Below are 19,639 nucleotides of genomic sequence, written 5' to 3' on the forward strand. Positions count from 1 at the left end.
CCCGCCCACTCGATTTCCCTGCAGCGGGGTCTTTCGCGCCCGCCCGCCTGATTTCCCCGCAGCGGGTCCTTCCCGCCCGCCCCTCCCGATCACCCCGCAGGGTCATGGGTGGGTGGGCGGGAGACTCCCGCCGCGAAGCGGCGGTCCAGGGCGATGCCACGACGGCGGCGCGCCCGGCACGGGGCGGCGCCACGACGGCCGCGCGCCCAGCGCCCAGCGGCGTCACGACCGCCGGGCGCCCGGCACCGCCCAGCGGCGTCACGACCGCCCCGTGCCCGGCACCGCCCAGCAGCGTCACGACCGCCCCGCGCCCGGCACCGCCCAGCAGCGTCACGACCGCCCCGCACCCGGCACCGCCCCGCGCCGCACCGCCCCGCACTCGGCGGTAAGACGGCAGCTACCCCAGCCCGGCGGCAATCTCCCGCAGCGCCTCCGCCGCGCGGACCTGCAGGCCCGGGCCGAACGTGATCCGCGTGGCTCCGAGCGAGCCCAGCTCCCGCAGGGCGGAACCGGAAGCCGGCTTGGCGCCCACGTTGATGGGGCCCTTGATGCCGGCCCGAAGCTCCGGAAGCACCTCCGGCGGCGCACCGATCGGGTAGACACAGTCCGCGCCCGCCTCCACATACAGCCGCGCCCGCTCGATCGCCTGCCCGGGATCCGCGACGCCCCGGATGAACGTGTCCACCCGCGCGTTGATGAAGACCCCCTGGCCCGCGACGGAACGTACCTCCGCCAGCCACTCCGCATGCTCGCGCGGATCCTTGAGGCCACCGCCCGAAGAGCCCGAGCCCGAGTCCTCCAGGTTGCAGCCGACCGCGCCCGTCTCCAGGAGCCGCTCCACCAGCTCCTTCGGCGGCAGGCCGTACCCGTCCTCGATGTCCGCGCTCACCGGCACGGCCCCGGACACCGACCGCACGATGCGGGCCACCGCCGCGAACATCTCGTCCGGCGGCACCGCACCGTCCGCGTACCCGAGCGACGCCGCGACCCCCGCGCTCGGCGTCGCGAGGGCCGGGAACCCGGCATCCACGAAGACGCGCGCGCTGGCCGCGTCCCAGGGCCCCGGCAGGACCAGCGGGTCACCCGGCGCGCGCCCACGGTGCAGCGCGCGGAAGTCGTCCACGAGGCTCATGGCGCGTACCCGCCCGGCTCCGTGCGGCGGCTGACCATCACCCGGTTCCAGCTGTTGATGACGGTGATCACCCCGATGAGATGGGCGAGTTCGGACTCGTCGAAGTGCTTGGCCGCGGCGTCGTACGCCTCGTCCGGCACGAACCCGTCCGTCAGGACGGTGACCGCGTCCGTCAGCGCGAGAGCGGCCCGCTCCCGCTCGCTGAAGACCTCGCCCGCCTCCGCCCACGCGTTGAGCAGGGCGATCCGCTTCGCCGTCTCGCCGTTCCGCACGGCGATGTCCACATGCATGTCCAGGCAGAACGCGCACGCGTTGATCTGCGAGGCCCGCAACATCACGAGCTCGGCGAGCACGGGGTCGCCGAGCCCCTTCTTCGCCGCCGCGCTCAGCGCGGACAACGCGGCCCCGACCCCCTTGTCGAGATGAGTGGTCCGAGCGCTCACTTGTGGTCACCGGCCTTGTAGTGGCCCGGCACCTGACGCGTCGAGACGCCGAAGCGGTTCCACGCGTTGATCACCGTGATCGCGGCGATCAGCTGCGTCAGCTCCTGCTCGTCGAAGAGGGCCGCCGCCTTCTCGTACACCGCGTCCGGCACGAAGCCGTCCGTCAGGACGGTGATCGCCTCGGCGAGCTCGATCGCGGCGACCTCCTTCGCCGTGTAGAAGTGCTGCGACTCCTCCCACGCGCTGAGCTGGATGATCCGCTCGACGCTCTCGCCCGCGGCGAGGGCGTCCTTGCTGTGCATGTCGACGCAGAGCGCGCAGTGGTTGAGCTGCGAGGCGCGGATCTTGACGAGCTCCAGGATCACCGGGTCGACGCCCTTACGGGCCGCCGCGTCGAGCCGGACCATCGCCTTGAAGACCTCGGGGGCGTGCTGGTGCCAGTCGAGGCGGGGCGTGTGCTCGTGGACGTACTCCTTGCTCTGGGCCTGGGTCTGGGTCTGGTTCTGGGCCTGGGTCTGCGTGTGGGGCTGGGTCTGTACCGGGGCGGGAGTGCTGTCATTCGTCGTCATGCCATCGACCGTACGGCCGGAGTAGCCCACAGGTATGGTCCATTCCCATGGAAGATTCCTGGGCCACTTTGGGCGTCGACCTCCACCTGGAGACCGCCGGCGAGGCGACGCACTCCGGCGTGCGCAAGGGACTCACGGACGCCCTGCGCGAGGCGGTGCGCGGCGGCAGGCTCGCCCCCGGCACCCGCCTGCCCTCGTCCCGCTCCCTCGCCGTCGACCTGGGCATCGCCCGCAACACCGTCGCCGACGCGTACGCGGATCTCGTCGCCGAGGGCTGGCTCACCGCCCGCCAGGGCTCGGGCACCCGCGTGGCCGAACGCGCCGTGCCGCGCCCCGCGGCGCCCGCACCGCGCCGCAGGGCCGCCGGCGGTCCGACGTACGACCTGATGCCGGGCACCCCCGACCTCGGCTCCTTCCCGCGCGCGGCCTGGCTCAAGGCCGCGCGCCGGGCCATGGCCGCCGCCCCGAACGACGCGCTCGGCTACGGCGACCCACGCGGCCGGATCGAACTGCGCACCGCCCTCGCCGACTACCTCTCGCGTGCGCGCGGCGTGCACGCGGACCCGGACCGCATCGTCATCTGCGCCGGGTTCGCGCAGGGGCTGAGCGTGCTGGGCGGTGTGCTGCGGGCGCGTGGCCTGCGGGAGATGACGGTCGAGTCGTACGGCCTCGACGTGCACTGGAATCTCCTGAAGCGGACGGGGCTGCGGACCAGGCCCCTGCCCTTCGACGAACTGGGCACATCCACGGCGGAGTTGGGATCCGGGTCGGCAAGGGCGGCGCTCCTGACGCCCGCGCATCAGTTCCCGATGGGGGATCCGCTGCACCCCGACCGGCGTGCGGCCGCCGTCGACTGGGCGCGGCGCGAGGGCGGGCTGATCCTGGAGGACGACTACGACGGGGAGTTCCGCTACGACCGCCAGCCGGTGGGCGCGCTCCAGGGCCTCGACCCCGACCGCGTGGTCTACCTCGGCACGGCGAGCAAGTCCCTCGCCCCCGGCCTGCGGCTCGGCTGGATGGTCCTTCCCGCACCGATCGCCGCCGAGGTCGTCGAGGCGAAGAGCGGCGCGGAATGGGCCTGCGGAGCGCTCGACCAGCTGACGCTCGCGGAGTTCATCACGTCGGGCGCGTACGACCGCCATGTGCGGGGCGCGCGCCTGCGCTACCGGCGCCGCCGCGACCAACTGGTGGCCGCGCTGGCCGCACGCGCGCCGGAGGTACGGGCCACGGGGATCGCCGCGGGGCTGCACGCGGTGCTCGAACTGCCGCCGGGCACCGAACGGTCGGTGGTCCAGGCGGCGAGCTGGCAGCGGCTCGCGGTCCAGGGCCTGTCCGCCTTCCGCCACCCGGCGGCGCGGGTCCCGGGCCGGGACGCGCTGGTGGTGGGGTACGGGACGCCGCCGGATCACGCGTGGGCGGGGGCGCTGGACGCGCTGTGCAGGGTCCTGCCGTGAGGTGCGGGGAATTCAGCCCCACCGGCGTTCGAGGGGCGGGTCCCTGCCGTGAGGCACGGCCGGCTGCGCGCAGCGCCGATCACCGGCTCCGCCGTTCACTGGCTCCGTCGTTCACCGGCTCCGCCGTTCACCGGCTCCGCCGAGTTCACCCTCAAGCGCCGGACGGGCTGGAATCCACCGCCTCCTCCGCAGGAGCCGGCGCCTCACCGAACCGAGCCAGCGCCAGCGCCCCCACCACGGCGACCGCGAACCCGAGGACCGCGACCCACTCCATCCCGCCCCGGGTCCGGTCCCCCAGCCACACCACCCCCACCACCGCGGGCCCGATCGTCTCCCCGATCACCATCCCCGCGGTGGCGGTCGTCACCGAACCCCGCTGCAACGCGGACGTGAGCAGCAGAAACGCCGCGCCCCCGCCCACCAGCAGGGCGTAGGAAGCGGGGTTCGTCACCAGCGCCCCCGGCGAGACATCGTCGATCAGCCGCACGGCCACCTCCACCACCCCGAACCCGAACCCGGCCCCGAGCCCCAGGGCCAGCGCCCGCCCCCGGCCGGGCAACCGCCCCGCCACGGCCCCCAGCAGCAACACCCCCACCGCCACGCCCAGCATCACGTACCGCAGAGTCGTCGACCCGACGCCCTCGCCCTCGTCCCCCGAAGCGAGCCCCAGCATCGCGAGCCCCGCGCACACCACCCCTACGGCGGCCCATTCCACCCCGCTCAGCCGCACCCGCAGCATCCGCGAGGCCACCACCGCCGTGACGGCGAGGCTCGCGGCGAGCGCCGCGCCGACGGCGTAGATCGGAATGGAGCGCAACGCCACGATCTGCAGCAGGAACCCGAGCCCGTCAAGCCCGAGCCCCACGACGTACCGCCACTGCTTCACCGCGCGCAGCAGCAGCGCGGGGTCGACCCCGGACCCCGTCCCCGGCGCCGTGGCGCGCGCGGCGATGGCCTGGAAGACGGAGGCCGTGCCGAAGCAGACCGCTGAACCGAGTGCGCAAATCATCCCAAGAGACACGAAGTGACTGTAGAGGAGAGGGATTCGGCTGAGCCGGTTGGCATGGCGCGCGGGCCCTTACCTACGCTGATCGCCGATCAAGTTTTGACACATGTACGACAACGGGGGCGGTGGACCTGATGGCAGCATCAGAGCAGGCGCAGAAGACGGAACAGGGGGCGCAGCGTCGGAGGCTGCGGTCCAGCACGGTCGTACTCGGCGGAATGGGCGTCCTCGCGGCGGCCCTGACCTCGTGCGGCTCGGAGCCGGACAAGCGGTGCGTGGACCGCGACAGCTACGACTCCCTCACCGGCTACAGAATCGTCGCCGACAAGAACTGCAAGAGCGGTACGTCCTCCTCCTCGTACGGCAAGGGCCGCCAGGCCGGCGGCAGTTCCTACGGAACGGGCACGGGCACGGGCACCGGTACAGGCACCGGCACCGGCAAGTCCGGCCGCATGGACGCCGACTGGTACTACGACGCCGACATCGACGGCCGCCGCGCCGACTACGGCACCTTCAGCCGCAGCGAGGCAGTCGACCGCGACGGCTTCGGCTGCTCGGGCAGCGGAAGCGGCGGCGGCTGAGCGGGACACGAGCGCACCCGGAGACGCGAGACCGAGACCCGAGGACATGGAACGCCGCACCCTCACCCCCCGCCCCGGCTGGCAGCAGACCGTCGAGGACCAGGGGCTCATCTACCCCCTCACCCGCTACCCCGACGACTCGCTGCGCCCCTACTGGGACGAGTCCGCCTGCTACGTCTTCTCGCTGCCCGAGGTGGAGGCCCTCGAAGAGGTCGTCGAGGAACTGCACGCGATGTGCCTCGCGGCAGCCGAGCACATCGTCACGCACGGCCGCCTCGCCGACCTCGGCATCACGGACCCCCGAGTGGCCGAAGCGGTCACCGAGGCCTGGCGCCGCCGCTCCGAACTGCCCTCCCTCTACGGGCGGTTCGACCTGCGTTACGACGGCACGGGCAGCCCGGCCAAGCTGCTGGAGTACAACGCCGACACCCCCACCTCGCTCGTCGAGGCCGCCAGCCCCCAGTGGTTCTGGATGGAGGAGCGCTTCCCCGGCGCCGACCAGTGGAACTCCCTCCACGAACGCCTCGTCGACGCCTGGAAGAAGCAGGCCGCGCTGCTTCCGCCCGGCGGCCCGCTGTACTTCGCGCACTCGGCGGGGGACGAGCTCGGCGAGGATCTGATGACGGTCGCGTATCTGCGCGAGACCGCGCAGCAGGCCGGGCTCGACACCGAGGCCATCTCCATGGAGGACATCGGCTGGGACCGGCTCTCGCGGCGCTTCGTCGACAAGAAGCTCGGCTTCATCCGCAGCTGCTTCAAGCTCTACCCCTGGGAGTGGCTGACCACCGACCGCTTCGCCCCGCACGTCCTGGAGACCCTCGACAACGGCGGCGGCACCGGTTCCACCCTGTGGATCGAGCCCGCCTGGAAGATGCTTCTCTCCAACAAGGCGCTGCTCGCGGTCCTCTGGGAGCTGTACCCCGGCCACCCCAACCTCCTCCCCGCCTACCTGGACGGTCCTCGGGAGCTCGCTTCCGGGCGCGGCTACGTCACCAAGCCGCTCCTCGGCCGCGAGGGCGCCGGAGTCACGGTCCACCCTCCGGGCGTCGAACCACTCGCGAGCGACCTCGTGCGTGAAGAGGCCTGCTGCTACCAGGAGTTGGCGCCACTGCCCGACTTCGACGGCAACCGTGTGGTGCTCGGCGCGTGGGTCGTCGAGGGCGAGGCGGCGGGGCTCGGCATCCGGGAGTCGGCGGGTCTGATCACGGACGAGTACGCGAGGTTCCTGCCGCACGTGATCCTCTGAGGCCAGGTTTCCCAAGGGGCTCGCTCGCGAAGTCCCTTGGGTACGCTGCCGGTTGATCGCGATGACGTACTCGGAGGCGAACCGGACATGGCCGACAACAGGATCAACACCACGCAGCCTCACACGGCCCGGATCTGGAACTACTGGCTCGGCGGCAAGGACAACTACCCCGTCGACCAGGCGGCCGGGGACCAGATCCGCACGCTGCACCCCGGTATCGGCGCGTACGCGCTCGCCGACCGGCAGTTCCTCGGGCGCGCCGTGAGCCACCTGGTGACCGAGTGCGGCATCCGGCAGTTCCTCGACATCGGCACCGGACTGCCGACCGCCGACAACACCCACGAGGTCGCGCAGTGCATCGCCCCCGAGTCCCGTGTCGTCTACGTGGACAACGACCCGTTGGTCCTCACCCACGCCCGCGCGCTGCTCACCAGCGCGCCCGAGGGCAGGACCGACTACCTCGACGAGGACCTGCGCAACGTCGACGCGATCCTCGAACACGCCGCCAAGACACTCGACTTCGACCAGCCGGTCGGGCTGATCCTGCTCGGAGTCGTCATCTTCATCGAGGACGACTCCGAGGCGTACGGCATCGTGCGCCGCCTGCTCGACGCGCTGCCGGCCGGCAGCCACCTGGTCCTCTCGCACACGATCACCAGCCCGGCGATGCCCGACGTGGACGATGCGGTGGCGTTCTGGAACGAGAACGGCACGCCCAGGCTCACGCAGCGCAGGCCCGAGCAAGTCGCGCGGTTCTTCGAGGGCTTGGAGCTCCTCGACCCCGGTGTGGTGTCGTGCAACCGCTGGCGTGCGGAGACGGCGGCCGGGGTCGAGGACGTGGCCATGTTCGGGGGCGTGGGCCTCAAGCGCTGAGGCCGGGGCTGCTCGGACCCGGTCGGCTGAGGCCCAGTCCGTCGAGTGCCGCGTCCGTCTCCTTGAACGCGGCATCGCCCGCGTTCAGCGAGTCGTACACGAAGTGCACCGAGGCGTCGCCGGACCCGATCCCGCAGAACTCCGAGACGCCGACCCGCAGCGTGCGCGTGACCGTCTCGTCCCAGCCGAGCTCGGCGAACTGCTCCCGCCCGTAGCTGACCAGGCTCAGCCACAGCATCCGCTTGCCGGCGAGGCGGGGGCGGGAGCGGCCGTAGGCGAACCCGTAGTTCCACACCCGGTCGATCCACCCCTTGACCAGGGCCGGAAGCCCGAACCACCACAGAGGGAAGACGACGATGATCGTGTCGGCGGCCTCCACACGCCGCATATGGGCGTGCACCTCGTCCGAGTACGTCTTGTCGCGGTCCGCCCAGTCCGGCTCGTCCGCCTCGCTCATCCGGGGATCGAAGCCCTCGGCGTGCAGGTCGAGGAGGTCGACGGTGTGGCCTTCGCGCAGGAGTCTGTCCCGGGCGTGACGGGTGAGCTGACCGGTCAGGGAGTCGGTGCGGGGATGGCCGGTGACGAGAAGTACGTGCGACATCAGCTGGCCTCCTGAACGGGTGCCGGTGCCGGTGCCGTGGCTGCGGCTGTGGCCGTGGCCGTGTCCGGTGCCAGGCGGACGAGCATCTTGCCGGTGTTGGCGCCGCGCAGTACACCGAGGAAGGCGTCGGGTGCCTGCTCGATGCCCTCGACGACGGTCTGTTCGGTGCGCAGGGTGCCGTCGGCGAGCAGGCCGGCGGCCTTGCCGATCCACTCCGGGAACAGGTCGAAGTGGCTGCTGACGAGCATGCCGCGCAGGGTCGCCTCGTGGGTCGCGGCGCGGAAGAGGTTGCTCGGTCCCGGCGCGGGTTCGGCGGTGTTGTAGCCGCTGATGGCGCCTACGAGGGCTATGCGTCCGCCGGTGCGGATGGCGCCGATGGCGGCTTCGAGGTGATCGCCGCCGACCGAGTCCAGGTAGACGTCGATGCCGTCGGGGGCGGCCTGGGCGAGCTGTTCGGGTATGCCGCCCTGGCGGTAGTCGATGGCCGCGTCGTAGCCGAACGTGTCGAGGAGCTTCTTGGTCTTCGCCGGTCCGCCCGCCGAGCCGATCACGCGGGAGGCGCCCAGCTCGCGGGCCAACTGCCCGGCGACGCTGCCGACCGCGCCCGCCGCCGCGGAGATGAAGACGACGTCGCCCTCGCGGACGGGGGCGGTGCGGGTGAGCGCGGCGTACGCGGTCAGGCCCGTGGTGCCCAGAGGGCCGAGGTAGGCGGGGGCCGGGGCGAGCGTGGTGTCGATGACCGTGGCGGTGGCGGCGTCCAGGACGGCGTACTCACGCCACCCGAGGAAGTGCGAGACGGTCGCGCCCACCGGCACGTGCTCGGCACGGGAGGCGACGACCTCGCCGACCGCGCTGCCTTCGAGGGCGGCGCCGAGTGCGAAGGGCGGGATGTAGGAGGGGACGTCGTTCATGCGGCCCCTCATGTACGGGTCCACGGACATCCAGGTGTTGCGGACCAGGATCTGTCCCTCGGCGGGCTCCGGGATGCCGGTGGTGACCAACTCGAAGTCGGCGGAGGTGGGTTCGCCGGTGGGGCGGGCGGCGAGGCGGATTTCGCGGGAGGTGGTGGGGGTGGGGTTTGTGGTGTGGGTGGAGGAGCTGGACATGGTGATGGTCCTTCCGGTTCGTGGCTCGTGCTTCTTTCGTTTTCGGTCTGCGTGACCGGGCTGCTGTCCGGCCCTTCCTGGTCACGTGGACTACCGTGCCCGGGGCCGCGCACGAACCACTGACGGCTCACGCACGGCCGCTGCGGCGCCGCGCACGGCCGCCGTGCGCGGCCGTTGGGGAACCCCGCTCATCCCCGACCCGACCCGCCCCGACCCGACCCGACCCGCATTAACGTGGCGGCATGCGATTCGAGGTGCTGGGCCCGTTGACGGTGCGCACGGCGGACGGGGCGGTCGTCCCGGTTCCCGAGCCGAAGGTCCGTGCCCTGCTCGCGAATCTCCTGATCCACCAGGGGCGGCCGGTCCCCGCCGACGTCCTGATCGACGGCCTGTGGGGCGAGCGGCTGCCGGGCAACCCCGCCAACAGCCTCCAGACCAAGATCTCCCAGCTGCGCAGGGCCTTGGAGAAGGCGGAACCGGGCGCGCGGGAACTCGTGGCGTACGGCCCGGCCGGGTATCTGCTGCGGGCTCCGGAGGGTGTCGCACCGGAGGAACTGACGGACGCGGCAAGGTTCGTGACGCTGACGTCACGCGCGTACGAGACGCACGACAACATCGACGCGCGTACGAGGATCTCGCTCCTCTCCGAGGCGCTGACGCTGTGGCGCGGACCGGCGTACGCGGATTTCCGCGACGCGGATTTCGTGCGAGTGGCGGTGGCCCGCCTGGAGGAACAGCGGCTCACAGCTCAGGAGGTGCGGGCGGAACTGCGCCTGGACCTGGCCGCCCCGGGTGAACACGCCGCGCTCGCGGACGAGTTGGCGGATCTGGTGGCCGAGCAGCCGCTGAGGGAGAGGCTGCGGGGCGCGTACATGAGGGCGCTGTACCTGGCGGGGCGCCCGACGGAGGCCCTGGATGCCTACCGGGACCTGCGCGAGCGCCTGGCCGACGACTTGGGCATCGACCCCGGCGCGGAACTCGCCGCACTCCACGAGGCAATGCTCCGCCAGTCACCGGAGCTGGCCCCGTCGCGAGCGGAAGGCCGACGGCCCTCGTCTGGGCCCTCCTCCGAGCCCTCCGAGGGGGCGCATGGTGAGCACGAGCCGGAGGTACTCCACCCCCGGACGAACCTGCCCGCCCCCGTCACCGCCCTCGTGGGCCGGGAGGACGCGGTCTCCCGGGTGCGAGACCTGGTCGGAGCAGCACGCCTCGTCACGCTGACGGGACCGGGCGGCGTCGGCAAGACCCGCCTGGCAGTGGAGGCGGCCACGGGCCTCACGGACGACTTCGAGGAGGGCGTCTGGCTGGTGGAACTGGCCGGCACGAAGGGCGACGTAGCCGAAACGGTGGCGGCAACACTCGGCATCCGGGACGACCCGTCACTCATCCGCGAGGAGGCGAGCGAGGGGAGGCGCGAGGCGACGTCGGAGGCGGACGGCATCGAAGCCAGGGCAACGGCCGAGCGACAGCAGAGTTCGGCCTCCGGCACAGGGCAGGCCTTCGGTACCGAGGAAACCTTGGGCACCGGGCGGGTGCTGGGCGCAGGGCAAGGTTTTGGGGCCGGGCAGTCCGCACGTGCGGGGCAGGCCTTCGACGCCGACTCGGCCTTCGAGGCCGGTCCAGTCCCCGGCACCGGCCAAGTCTCGGGCCCCGGGCAGGCTTCCGGCGCAAGGCAGGCCTCCGGCCCCGGGCAGGCCCTGAGCGCAGGGCAAGCCCTAGGCGCAGGGCAAGTTCTCGGCACCGGGCGGGCCCCCGGTACCGGTCAAGTCCCTGGCCCGGGGCAGGCCTCCGGCGCAAGGCAGGCCTCCGGCCCCGGGCAGGCCCTGAGCGCAGGGCAAGCCCTAGGCGCAGGGCAAGTTCTCGGCACCGGACAGGCGCCCGGCACCGGGCAGGCGCTCGGCACCGGACAGACCCCCGGCACCGGGCCCGCCCCCGACCCCCGGCCCGCCCCCGACCCCCGGCACACCCCCACCTTGGTGCGCCTGCTCGCCCGAGCTCTCGCCCCCCGTCGCCTCCTCCTCGTGCTCGACAACTGCGAGCACGTCCTGGAGCAGGTGGCCGCCCTTCTCTCCGAGCTTCTCCGGCACGCCCCCGAGCTGCGCGTCCTCGCCACCAGCCAGGAGCCCCTCGCCCTCGCCGGCGAGACCCTGGAGGCAGTCGCGCCGCTCTCGGAGGGCGAGGCCTTGGCGTTGTTCGCCGAGCGGGCCGCTGCCGCCGCCCCCGGTTTCGTACTGGATGCGGAGAGCACCCCCGACGCCGCCCTCATATGCCGCCGCCTCGACGGCATCCCGCTCGCCATAGAACTGGCCGCCACCCGCGTACGCGCCCTCGGCGTGCACGCCCTCGCCGAGCGGTTGCACGACCGGTTCCGGCTGCTCAACCAGGTACGCAGGGACGCCCCCGCCCGACAGCGCACCCTCCGCGCGATGATCGACTGGAGCTGGGAGCTGCTGACAGTGGAGGAGCAGGGCGCACTGCGCCAACTCGCCGTCTTCAGCGGCGGTTTCACCCTGGACTCCGCCGAAGCGGTGTATGGCATCACCCCCGGCGACGTCACTCCTGGCGGCTTCGCTCCTGGCGGCGTCACCCCCGGCGGCTTCACTCCCAGCGCCAGCACCCCCGGCGCCAGCACCCCCGACGACGCAGCTGAAGCAGCGGACGTACTCGACCTCGTCACCCGCCTCGTCGACCGCTCCCTCCTCACCACCACGACCCCCGCAGCAGCAGACCGCACCCACGGCCTCCGCTACCGCATGCTCGAATCCGTCACCGCCTACAGCCTCGAACGGCTCGACGAGGCGGGGGAGACGAAGGGCATACGCCGCCGCCACGCCCACCACTACGCCGACCTCGCCGAACGCGCCGCCCCCCAACTCCTCGGACCCGGCCAGCAACAGTGGCTGCACCGCCTCGACTCCGAGGCCGTCAACCTGCGCGCCGCGCTGGAGTGGGCCGAGGCCGAAGGCGACGCCGCCCTCGCCCTGCGCCTGGCCAACTCCCTGACCTGGTACTGGTTCCTGCGAGGTCGCCTGGGCGAAGCCGAACGCTCCCTGACCCTCGCCCTGAACCTGCCCCCGTCCAGGGAGACAGCCTCCGCCACAGCCCCGCCCCGCGCCTCCGCCCGCACGGCCCACGCCGCCCTCGCGCTGCTCACCGGCGACGACGCCCCCTACACCGACATCGGCACCGACGCCGACCTGGAAGGCGCCGACCTCCGCTCCCGCTGGCTCCTCGCCTACGCCCGCTGCGGATTCGACCGTACGACGAGCGAGGAGACCCAGGTCGACGCGCTCCTGGAGGAGTTCCGCGCGGCGGACGACCGCTGGGGCGTGGCCGCTGCCCTCAGCACCCGCGCCACCCGGGCCCTCTACCGCGGCGACCTCGCGACCCTGCGGCGCGACGCCGAGGCCAGCGCAGCCCTGTTCGCCGGACTCGGCGACCGCTGGGGCCAGTTGCAGGCCTCGGAGCAGCTGGGCGTGCTCGCCGAGATCGCCGCCGACTACGAGGGTGCCGCCCGGCTCCACCGCGACGGCATGCGCGGCGCGGAGGAGCTCCAGCTGTGGACCGACGTGTCCTTCCGCCTCGCCCGCCTCGGCCGCATCGCCCTGCTCACCGGTGACGCCGCTGGGGCCACCGACTTCCACGAACGCGCCGCACGCCTCGCCGCACGGCACTCGCACGGGCCCGCGCAGCAGTTCGCCGAGACGGGCCTCGCCATCGGTGCCCGACGCCTCGGCGAGCTCGACGCCGCCGAGAAGTACCTCCTGCCCTGGCTCGCCTGGAACCGCCGCCTCGGTGTCCACTCCGGCACCGCCCTGATCCTGGCCCAGCTCGGCTACGTCGCCGAGCAGCGCGGTGACGCGGCGCGGGCGGAGGAACTCCACCGGGAGGGCCTCACCGTGGCCCGCGGCACGGGCGACGAGCGCGCGGTCGCCCAGGCTCTCGAAGGCCTGGCCGGAGCCCGCTCCCTCGCGCACGACCACACCCGCGCCGCCGAACTCCTCGGTGCCGCCGCCGCCCTGCGCGAGGCGACCGGCAGCCCCCTGCCGTCGGCCGAACGCTTCGACGTCGACCGCGCCGCGCAACGCTCCCGCACAGCCCTCGGCGAGGACGGCTACGCGGCCGCGTACACCCGCGGCCACGACGCCCCCGTCCCCGCCCTCGCCCCGGACCCGGCTGACGAACCGCTCCCGAGCCGCCCGGCCACCGGCGGCTGACCGCGCCCCCCCAGCAAACGGAACTAGGCCAGCACGGACCGCAGTTGATCAAGCCCCCAGTCCAGGTCCTCCTTGCTGATCACCAGCGGCGGCGCGATCCGGATCGTCGACCCGTGGGTGTCCTTGACCAGCACACCCCGGTCCATCAGCTTCTCGGAGATCTCGCGGCCGGTGCCGTGCGACGGCTCGATGTCGACGCCCGCCCACAGCCCGCGGCCCCGCACCTGCGTCACCGCGGCCGTGCCCGCGAGCAGCCCCAGCTCGGCGTGCAGATGTTCGCCCAACTCGGTGGCCCGCTGCTGGAACTCGCCCGAGCTCAGCATGGCGACGACCTCGAGCGCCACCGCGCACGCCAGCGGGTTGCCGCCGAACGTCGACCCGTGCTCACCGGGCTTGAACACCCCAAGGACATCCGCGTCCGCGACCACCGCGGACACCGGCACGACACCCCCGCCGAGCGCCTTGCCCAGGATGTACACATCCGGCACCACGCCCTCGTGCTCGCACGCGAACGTCCTGCCCGTCCTGCCGAGCCCCGACTGGATCTCGTCCGCCATGAAGAGGACGTTCCGCTCCTTGGTCAACTCCCGCACGCCCTCGAGATATCCGGCCGGCGGCACCAGCACCCCGGCCTCACCCTGGATCGGTTCGAGGAGCACGGCCACGGTGTTCTCCGTGACCGCGGCGCGCAGAGCCGTCAGATCGCCGTACGGCACGATCTCGAAGCCCGGTGTGTACGGGCCGTAGTCCGCCCGCGCCTCGGGGTCCGTCGAGAAGCTGACGATGGTCGTGGTCCGCCCGTGGAAGTTGTCGCGCGCGACGACGATCTTCGCCCGCCCGTCGGGCACGCCCTTGACCTGGTACCCCCACTTCCTGGCCGTCTTCACGGCCGTCTCCACCGCCTCCGCGCCGGTGTTCATCGGCAGCACCATCTCCTTGCCGCACAGCTCCGCGAGCCGCGTACAGAAGTCGGCGAACCGGTCGTGGTGGAACGCCCGCGATGTGAGCGTCACCCGCTCCAGCTGCGCCTTGGCCGCATCGATCAGGCGGCGGTTGCCGTGCCCGAAATTCAGCGCCGAATACCCGGCGAGCATGTCGAGGTAGCGGCGCCCCTCGATGTCCGTCATCCAGGCACCCTCGGCCGACGCGACCACGATGGGCAGCGGGTGGTAGTTGTGCGCGCTGTGCGCTTCGGCCGACGTGATGAACTCTTCGGTAGTCGACACGGGGTCTCCGTTCGTCCTGCGGCATGGGGCGAGTGTGGCGCCCAAGTTCTATCGTCGCTCGGATCCTGGACGAGGAAACCTGCCGACCCGGCGTGCCCGATAGGCTGGTCTCCACTGCACGGCGACTGGCGCACGGGGAACGGACCCCGAGGAAGCCGTGCGAGGCAGAACCTTCGAGGTGCCGACCGCCTGGGCACCCCGGGACCACGACCGGACAGACACCGCTCGCCCCGGAGGACGCCATGACTCACTCCCCTTCGCCCAGTTCCCCGCATTCCGCGGTCTCCGCGGATGCCCCGAACACCCTCAGCCACCCCGCGCTCGCCGCACAGGACCCCGAGCTGTCCGCGCTCGTCGGCGCCGAGGAGCAGCTCCAGGCCGACACCCTGCGCCTGATCCCCAGCGAGAACTACGTCTCCACCGCCGTCCTCGAAGCCTCCGGCACGGTCCTGCAGAACAAGTACAGCGAGGGCTACCCGGGCCGCCGCTACTACGAGGGCCAGCAGAACATCGACCCCGTCGAGCGCCTCGCTGTCGCCCGCGCCAAGTCCGTCTTCGGCGTCGAACATGCCAACGTCCAGCCCTACTCCGGCTCCCCGGCCAACCTCGCCGTCTACCTCGCCTTCGCCGAACCCGGTGACACCGTAATGGGCATGGCCCTCCCGATGGGCGGCCACCTCACCCACGGCTGGGGCGTCTCCGCCACGGGCAAGTGGTTCCGCGGCGTCCAGTACGGAGTCCGCCACGACACGGGCCGCATCGACTTCGACGAGGTGCGCGACCTCGCCCTCAAGGAACGCCCCAAGCTGATCTTCTGCGGTGGCACCGCCCTCCCTCGCACCATCGACTTCGCCGCCTTCGCCGAGATCGCCCACGAGGCGGGGGCCGCCCTCGTCGCCGACATCGCGCACATCGCCGGCCTGATCGCGGGCGGCGCGCACCCCTCACCGGTGCCGCACGCCGACGTGATCTCCACGACCACCCACAAGACCCTGCGCGGCCCGCGCGGCGCGATGCTGATGTCCCGCGAGGAGCACGCCAAGGCCATCGACAAGGCCGTCTTCCCCGGCCTGCAGGGCGGCCCGCACAACCAGACCACCGCCGCCATCGCCGTCGCCCTGCACGAGGCGTCGCAGCCCTCCTTCCGCGACTACGCCCACGCGGTCGTCGCCAACGCCCAGGCCCTCGCCGAAGCGCTGCTCGCCCGCGGCTTCGACCTGGTCTCCGGCGGCACTGACAACCACCTGATCCTGATGGACCTCACCCCCAAGGACGTCCCCGGCAAGGTCGCCGCCAAGGCCCTCGACCGGGCCGGGATCGTCGTCAACTACAACACCGTGCCGTACGACCCGAGGAAGCCTTTCGACCCTTCCGGCGTCCGCATCGGCACCCCCTCGCTCACCTCCCGCGGTCTCGGAACGCAGCACATGCCGACCGTCGCCGACTGGATCGACCGAGGCGTCGCCGCGGCCCGTGCCGGTGACGAGGACGCCCTGACGAAGATCCGGTCCGAGGTCGCCGACCTGATGGCCGCCCATCCGGCCCCGGGCCTGCCGGCCCACTGACCCGCCGGGCCGAACAGCCGCCCCGGTCGGCCAACTCACCGGCCGGGGGCGGCCGCAGCCCTCACACGTCCCTCAACTCCTGGCGCGGGCCGTCCTCATGAGGCCGCCGCCCGCGCCGCGAGGCGAGGAAGGACCACCGCCCGGTGAGCGGCCCCCGCAGCAGCAGCGCTCCCGCGGCCCCCGCCGCGACGCCCCCTGCCGCCCACCACCAGTCCGTGCCGCCGTCCCCTGATGTGCCGTCGGTCCGTGCGGTGGCCGCCTGCCCGGATCCGGCGGCTTCCGGGGCGGACGCCGGTGGTGGGCCGGAATCCTCCCCCGGCGGTATCGCCTGATTGCCCCCGTCCGCCGACGCGCCCATGACCCCGAGCTTCTTGAACAGTGCCGTCAGACGAGCCGGATCCTTCGCCTTGTGCCAGGTGCCGTTCATGGACTCGACGTCCGTCGTCGTGTGGATCCACACGGCCTTGGCGCTCTTGCCGTCCTTGCCGCCCTTGCTGCCCTGGGAGCCGGACGCCACCGGATAGGCGCGGTCCACCCGCCACGGCTGCACGTCGTGGACCATCCACGTCACGTTGATCTGACGGCTGCCGTCTCCCATGTCGAGGCCCGGCGGCTGCTCGCGCCTGCCCTTGCCGATGTCGCCGATGGTGCCCAGACAGCGCTCCAGCTCGCCGTACTCCTCGTCGCTCACATAGCGCGCCGTGCTCTGTCCGCTCTCGGGCGAGACCACGAGGACGCTCGTCGGTCCGCCCGCCACTGCCTGCGGCGCTCCCATCACCACCAGCGCCAGCGCGGCCGCGAGCCCCGCCACCGACCCGCACCTTCCCCTTGCCGTCCGCATCCGCATGTCCGATCCCCCAGCCGCTCTCCGGCACGACCCGTCCGCACCGCGTCACTTCTGGTACACCGCCCGAGCCGTTCAGGTTCCCGATTCGCCCGACCGCGCCGGAACGGATGTCCCGATCTCCAGCGCGCGCTCCTTCGACGCCACGCCTTCGAGCCGCAGGGTGAGCTCCGTCCCGTGCGTCCACAGGAGCGTCGGCCCCGCCGTCCGCTCGGAGCGCGTCCACCGGTCGCCGTCGCCCTCCACCATCCAGAATGTGAGCCGATGCGGGTGCGGGAACCACAGTCCCGTCTCCCGGCCGACCTGGACCCAGTCGGGACGCTCCGTCACCGTCTTGCTGAAGCCGAGGTCGAGGAGCGCCCCGAACTCGTCGAGCCGTATCGTCCGGCCGTCGTCGCGCCAGCACAGGGTGACCAGGGCGCGCCCGCCCGGCTCCCGGGTCACCGCCACGGCGTCCGGCGCGCCGAGCGCCTCGGGCACCGCGGGCACGAACCCGGCCCGCCGCTCGGCCTCGGACAGACTCACCCCGCCGCCGCACCCCGGCACGCCGGCCTTGGCCGGCGGGGTCACCGACGGGTCGTACCGAACCTCGACCCCGCCGAAGTCGAACCACTCGAAGACCGTGGCCCGCACCGGCGGTGTGAGCACCGCCGCCGTCAGGAGCCCGCACAGCGCGGCCGTCAGGACACGCCACCGCGCCCGCAGCCATGACCGCAGCCGGGAGAGGCGACCGGGCGGCTCGGCCACCGGGACCGGCACCGACTCCGCGATGATCTGCGCCAGGACCCGCTCGGCCATCGACGCGCCGGAGGCCCCCGGCGGGTCCAGGGACCGGCCGAGTGCCCGCAGCTCCTCGGGAAGCCGACGGGCGCCGCTGCTTCCGGCCCGCCTTGTGCCGCCCTCGTCCTGATCGTCGCCCCGCTCACTCATGCCCGTCACCTCCTTGCGGCCCTTCCCGTCCTTCCGGACCCTGCGGCAGCAGCCGCCCCAGCTTCCGCAGCGCGCGGTTCAGCCGGGACTTCACCGTGCCCCGCGGCCAGCCAAGGGCCTGGGCCGTCTCCGTCTCGTCCATCTCCAGGAGATAGCGGTACGTGACGACCAGGCGGTGCTCCTCGCTCAGCCGGTCGAGCGCGGCGAGCAGGGCCGTCCGGCGCTCGCCCTCCAGCGCCGCCACGGCGGGGTCGGCCGATTCCGGTATCAGGGGCTCCGCCTCCGCGAGCGCTGCCTCGCGTCCGACGAGCGACCGCTGCCGCACCGCTGAACGCACTGTGTTCCTCGTCTCATTGGCGACGATCGACAGCAGCCACGGCTTGAACGCCGAGTCGTCCCTGAACCGTCCCAAGGAGCAGTACGCCTTGAAGAAGGCCTGCTGCACCACGTCTTCCGCGTCCGATCCCGCTCCGAGTGCCGCGGCCGCCCTGAGTGCGATCCCGGTGAAAGCGCGCACCAATTCCGCGTACGCCTCCGCCTCCCCGGCGCGCACACGCGCGATCACCGCACCCTCGTCGACGACGCGGCCCCCCTCCAGGACCTCCCCCTGTGCCCTCACACTCTTGATACACCGGCCGGACGAGATCGGTTCCGCATTCGCGCGACCCGATCGAAGCGGCGATCGAAGCGGCGATCGGGGCGGCGGTCGGGGCGCGCGAACGCGTCGGCGGCAGTGACAGATCCCAGCCACGCATCACAAGATCGCGGCACACCCGTCACACGTCTGTTTCCGAGCAATGAGAGACACCTGAGAGAATGAGCCTCATGGCCTCTGATCGTCCTCGCGTGCTCTCCGGAATCCAGCCCACCGCGGGCTCGTTCCACCTCGGCAACTACCTCGGCGCGGTCCGCCAGTGGGTGGCGCTGCAGGAGTCCCACGACGCCTTCTACATGGTGGTGGACCTGCACGCGATCACGATCCCGCAGGACCCGGCCGAGCTGCGTGCCAACACCCGGCTCGCCGCCGCCCAGCTCCTCGCCGCGGGACTCGACCCCGAGCGCTGCACGCTCTTCGTCCAGAGCCACGTCCCCGAGCACGCCCAGCTCGGCTGGGTCATGAACTGCCTCACAGGCTTCGGCGAGGCGTCGCGCATGACGCAGTTCAAGGACAAGGCGGCCAAGCAGGGTGCGGACCGCGCCTCCGTCGGCCTCTTCACGTACCCCGTCCTGCAGGTCGCGGACATCCTGCTCTACCAAGCCAATCAGGTCCCGGTCGGCGAGGACCAGCGCCAGCACATCGAGTTGACCCGCGACCTCGCGGAGCGCTTCAACGGCCGCTTCGGCGAGACGTTCACCGTCCCGGCGGCGTACATCCTCAAGGAGACGGCGAAGATCTTCGATCTTCAGGACCCGTCGATCAAGATGAGCAAGTCGGCGTCCACGCCGAAGGGCCTGATCAACCTCCTCGACGAGCCCAAGGCCACCGCCAAGAAGGTCAAGAGCGCGGTCACCGACACCGACACGGTCGTGCGCTACGACACCGCGGACAAGCCCGGCGTCAGCAACCTCCTGAGCATCTACTCGACGCTCACCGGCACGGGTATCCCGGAACTGGAGCAGAAGTACTCCGGCAAGGGCTACGGTGCGCTGAAGACTGACCTCGCCGAGGTCATGGTCGACTTCGTGACTCCCTTCCGGGACCGCACCCAGGCCTACCTGGACGACCCGGAGACGCTCGACTCGATCCTGGCCAAGGGTGCGGAGAAGGCGCGGGCCGTCGCCGCGGAGACCCTCGCCCAGGCGTACGACAAGGTGGGCCTGCTGCCCGCCAAGCACTGAGCCACAC

Annotated in this window: 17 protein-coding genes and 1 riboswitch; of the genes, 7 read left to right on the forward strand and 10 right to left on the reverse strand. The window is 72.3% G+C overall.

Annotated elements, in window-relative coordinates; translation table 11 throughout:
• Window positions 1-397 precede the first annotated feature (397 nt).
• The 3 genes from AC07AG_RS11815 to AC07AG_RS11825 are packed head-to-tail and all read right to left on the reverse strand — an operon-like array spanning window position 398 to window position 2,144.
• Window positions 398-1,132, reverse strand: a complete 735-nt coding sequence (locus tag AC07AG_RS11815; protein ID WP_478754259.1) for an isocitrate lyase/PEP mutase family protein — start codon at window positions 1,130-1,132, stop codon at window positions 398-400.
• Entirely contained in the window at window positions 1,129-1,575 is a 447-nt protein-coding gene (locus tag AC07AG_RS11820; protein WP_478754261.1) for a carboxymuconolactone decarboxylase family protein, read from the reverse strand. The genes AC07AG_RS11815 and AC07AG_RS11820 overlap by 4 nt, the downstream gene beginning before the upstream one ends.
• Entirely contained in the window at window positions 1,572-2,144 is a 573-nt protein-coding gene (locus AC07AG_RS11825; protein WP_478754263.1) for a carboxymuconolactone decarboxylase family protein, read from the reverse strand. The genes AC07AG_RS11820 and AC07AG_RS11825 overlap by 4 nt, the downstream gene beginning before the upstream one ends.
• A 47-nt stretch (window positions 2,145-2,191) precedes the next feature.
• Between AC07AG_RS11825 and pdxR the strand changes: the two genes are divergently transcribed.
• A complete protein-coding gene (gene pdxR / locus AC07AG_RS11830) occupies window positions 2,192-3,598 on the forward strand; it encodes a MocR-like pyridoxine biosynthesis transcription factor PdxR (RefSeq protein WP_478754265.1) in 1,407 nt (468 codons plus the stop codon).
• A 151-nt stretch (window positions 3,599-3,749) separates the two neighbouring features.
• Here pdxR and AC07AG_RS11835 read toward each other — a convergent pair whose 3' ends face one another.
• Entirely contained in the window at window positions 3,750-4,607 is an 858-nt protein-coding gene (locus tag AC07AG_RS11835) for a hypothetical protein (protein WP_478755507.1), read from the reverse strand.
• Between the two features lie 131 nt (window positions 4,608-4,738).
• On the opposite strand from AC07AG_RS11835, the gene AC07AG_RS11840 reads away from it, so the two are divergent.
• The 3 genes from AC07AG_RS11840 to AC07AG_RS11850 all read left to right on the forward strand — a co-directional run bounded on the left by AC07AG_RS11840 (window position 4,739) and on the right by AC07AG_RS11850 (window position 7,304).
• A complete protein-coding gene (locus AC07AG_RS11840; RefSeq protein ID WP_478754267.1) occupies window positions 4,739-5,185 on the forward strand; it encodes a hypothetical protein in 447 nt (148 codons plus the stop codon).
• 46 nt (window positions 5,186-5,231) lie between these two features.
• Window positions 5,232-6,431, forward strand: a complete 1,200-nt coding sequence (locus AC07AG_RS11845; RefSeq protein WP_478754269.1) for a glutathionylspermidine synthase family protein — start codon at window positions 5,232-5,234, stop codon at window positions 6,429-6,431.
• An 87-nt stretch (window positions 6,432-6,518) separates the two neighbouring features.
• A complete protein-coding gene (locus tag AC07AG_RS11850; RefSeq protein WP_478754270.1) occupies window positions 6,519-7,304 on the forward strand; it encodes an SAM-dependent methyltransferase in 786 nt (261 codons plus the stop codon).
• Here the strand turns inward: AC07AG_RS11850 and AC07AG_RS11855 are convergent.
• Window positions 7,294-7,905, reverse strand: a complete 612-nt coding sequence (locus tag AC07AG_RS11855; protein ID WP_478754272.1) for an NAD(P)H oxidoreductase — start codon at window positions 7,903-7,905, stop codon at window positions 7,294-7,296. The two genes, AC07AG_RS11850 and AC07AG_RS11855, sit on opposite strands and share 11 nt — an antisense overlap.
• Window positions 7,905-9,011, reverse strand: a complete 1,107-nt coding sequence (locus AC07AG_RS11860; protein WP_478754274.1) for an NADP-dependent oxidoreductase — start codon at window positions 9,009-9,011, stop codon at window positions 7,905-7,907. Before AC07AG_RS11860 ends, AC07AG_RS11855 begins: the two co-directional genes overlap by 1 nt.
• Window positions 9,012-9,253: 242 nt before the next feature.
• On the opposite strand from AC07AG_RS11860, the gene AC07AG_RS11865 reads away from it, so the two are divergent.
• Window positions 9,254-13,228, forward strand: a complete 3,975-nt coding sequence (locus AC07AG_RS11865; protein WP_478754276.1) for an AfsR/SARP family transcriptional regulator — start codon at window positions 9,254-9,256, stop codon at window positions 13,226-13,228.
• 23 nt (window positions 13,229-13,251) lie between these two features.
• Here AC07AG_RS11865 and rocD read toward each other — a convergent pair whose 3' ends face one another.
• The gene (rocD, locus tag AC07AG_RS11870; RefSeq protein ID WP_478754278.1) at window positions 13,252-14,454 is read right to left on the reverse strand and encodes an ornithine--oxo-acid transaminase; all 1,203 of its coding nucleotides are present in this window, start codon (window positions 14,452-14,454) and stop codon (window positions 13,252-13,254) included.
• 111 nt (window positions 14,455-14,565) lie between these two features.
• Window positions 14,566-14,656: riboswitch (ZMP/ZTP riboswitch) on the forward strand.
• A gap of 40 nt (window positions 14,657-14,696) precedes the next feature.
• Between rocD and AC07AG_RS11875 the strand changes: the two genes are divergently transcribed.
• Window positions 14,697-16,019, forward strand: coding sequence for a serine hydroxymethyltransferase (locus AC07AG_RS11875; RefSeq protein ID WP_478754280.1), 1,323 nt, complete (start codon window positions 14,697-14,699; stop codon window positions 16,017-16,019).
• A gap of 61 nt (window positions 16,020-16,080) precedes the next feature.
• Here AC07AG_RS11875 and AC07AG_RS11880 read toward each other — a convergent pair whose 3' ends face one another.
• From AC07AG_RS11880 to AC07AG_RS11890, 3 genes are all read right to left on the reverse strand, one after another.
• Window positions 16,081-16,830 (reverse strand): hypothetical protein, encoded by a 750-nt coding sequence (locus AC07AG_RS11880; RefSeq protein WP_478754282.1) that lies wholly within the window; start codon window positions 16,828-16,830, stop codon window positions 16,081-16,083.
• Window positions 16,831-16,938: 108 nt separating this feature from the next.
• Complete coding sequence (locus tag AC07AG_RS11885; protein WP_478754284.1) at window positions 16,939-17,793, reverse strand: hypothetical protein; 855 nt, start codon at window positions 17,791-17,793, stop codon at window positions 16,939-16,941.
• Window positions 17,786-18,412, reverse strand: a complete 627-nt coding sequence (locus tag AC07AG_RS11890) for an RNA polymerase sigma factor (protein ID WP_478754286.1) — start codon at window positions 18,410-18,412, stop codon at window positions 17,786-17,788. The genes AC07AG_RS11885 and AC07AG_RS11890 overlap by 8 nt, the downstream gene beginning before the upstream one ends.
• A gap of 206 nt (window positions 18,413-18,618) precedes the next feature.
• Between AC07AG_RS11890 and trpS the strand changes: the two genes are divergently transcribed.
• Window positions 18,619-19,632: a tryptophan--tRNA ligase gene (gene trpS, locus AC07AG_RS11895; protein WP_361053873.1), complete on the forward strand. Its 1,014-nt coding sequence runs from the start codon at window positions 18,619-18,621 to the stop codon at window positions 19,630-19,632.
• Window positions 19,633-19,639 lie beyond the last annotated feature (7 nt).

The sequence above is a fragment of the Streptomyces sp. NPDC044044 genome, assembly GCF_056434405.1.

Coding starts and splice junctions, on each gene's coding strand:
- AC07AG_RS11815 (WP_478754259.1), bottom strand. CDS start 1,132: ATGAGCCTCGTGGACGACTTCCGCGCGCTGCACCGTGGGCGCGCGCCG.
- AC07AG_RS11825 (WP_478754263.1), bottom strand. CDS start 2,144: ATGACGACGAATGACAGCACTCCCGCCCCGGTACAGACCCAGCCCCAC.
- pdxR (WP_478754265.1), top strand. CDS start 2,192: ATGGAAGATTCCTGGGCCACTTTGGGCGTCGACCTCCACCTGGAGACC.
- AC07AG_RS11835 (WP_478755507.1), bottom strand. CDS start 4,607: ATGATTTGCGCACTCGGTTCAGCGGTCTGCTTCGGCACGGCCTCCGTC.
- AC07AG_RS11840 (WP_478754267.1), top strand. CDS start 4,739: ATGGCAGCATCAGAGCAGGCGCAGAAGACGGAACAGGGGGCGCAGCGT.
- AC07AG_RS11845 (WP_478754269.1), top strand. CDS start 5,232: ATGGAACGCCGCACCCTCACCCCCCGCCCCGGCTGGCAGCAGACCGTC.
- AC07AG_RS11850 (WP_478754270.1), top strand. CDS start 6,519: ATGGCCGACAACAGGATCAACACCACGCAGCCTCACACGGCCCGGATC.
- AC07AG_RS11855 (WP_478754272.1), bottom strand. CDS start 7,905: ATGTCGCACGTACTTCTCGTCACCGGCCATCCCCGCACCGACTCCCTG.
- AC07AG_RS11860 (WP_478754274.1), bottom strand. CDS start 9,011: ATGTCCAGCTCCTCCACCCACACCACAAACCCCACCCCCACCACCTCC.
- AC07AG_RS11865 (WP_478754276.1), top strand. CDS start 9,254: ATGCGATTCGAGGTGCTGGGCCCGTTGACGGTGCGCACGGCGGACGGG.
- AC07AG_RS11875 (WP_478754280.1), top strand. CDS start 14,697: ATGACTCACTCCCCTTCGCCCAGTTCCCCGCATTCCGCGGTCTCCGCG.
- AC07AG_RS11885 (WP_478754284.1), bottom strand. CDS start 17,793: ATGAGTGAGCGGGGCGACGATCAGGACGAGGGCGGCACAAGGCGGGCC.
- trpS (WP_361053873.1), top strand. CDS start 18,619: ATGGCCTCTGATCGTCCTCGCGTGCTCTCCGGAATCCAGCCCACCGCG.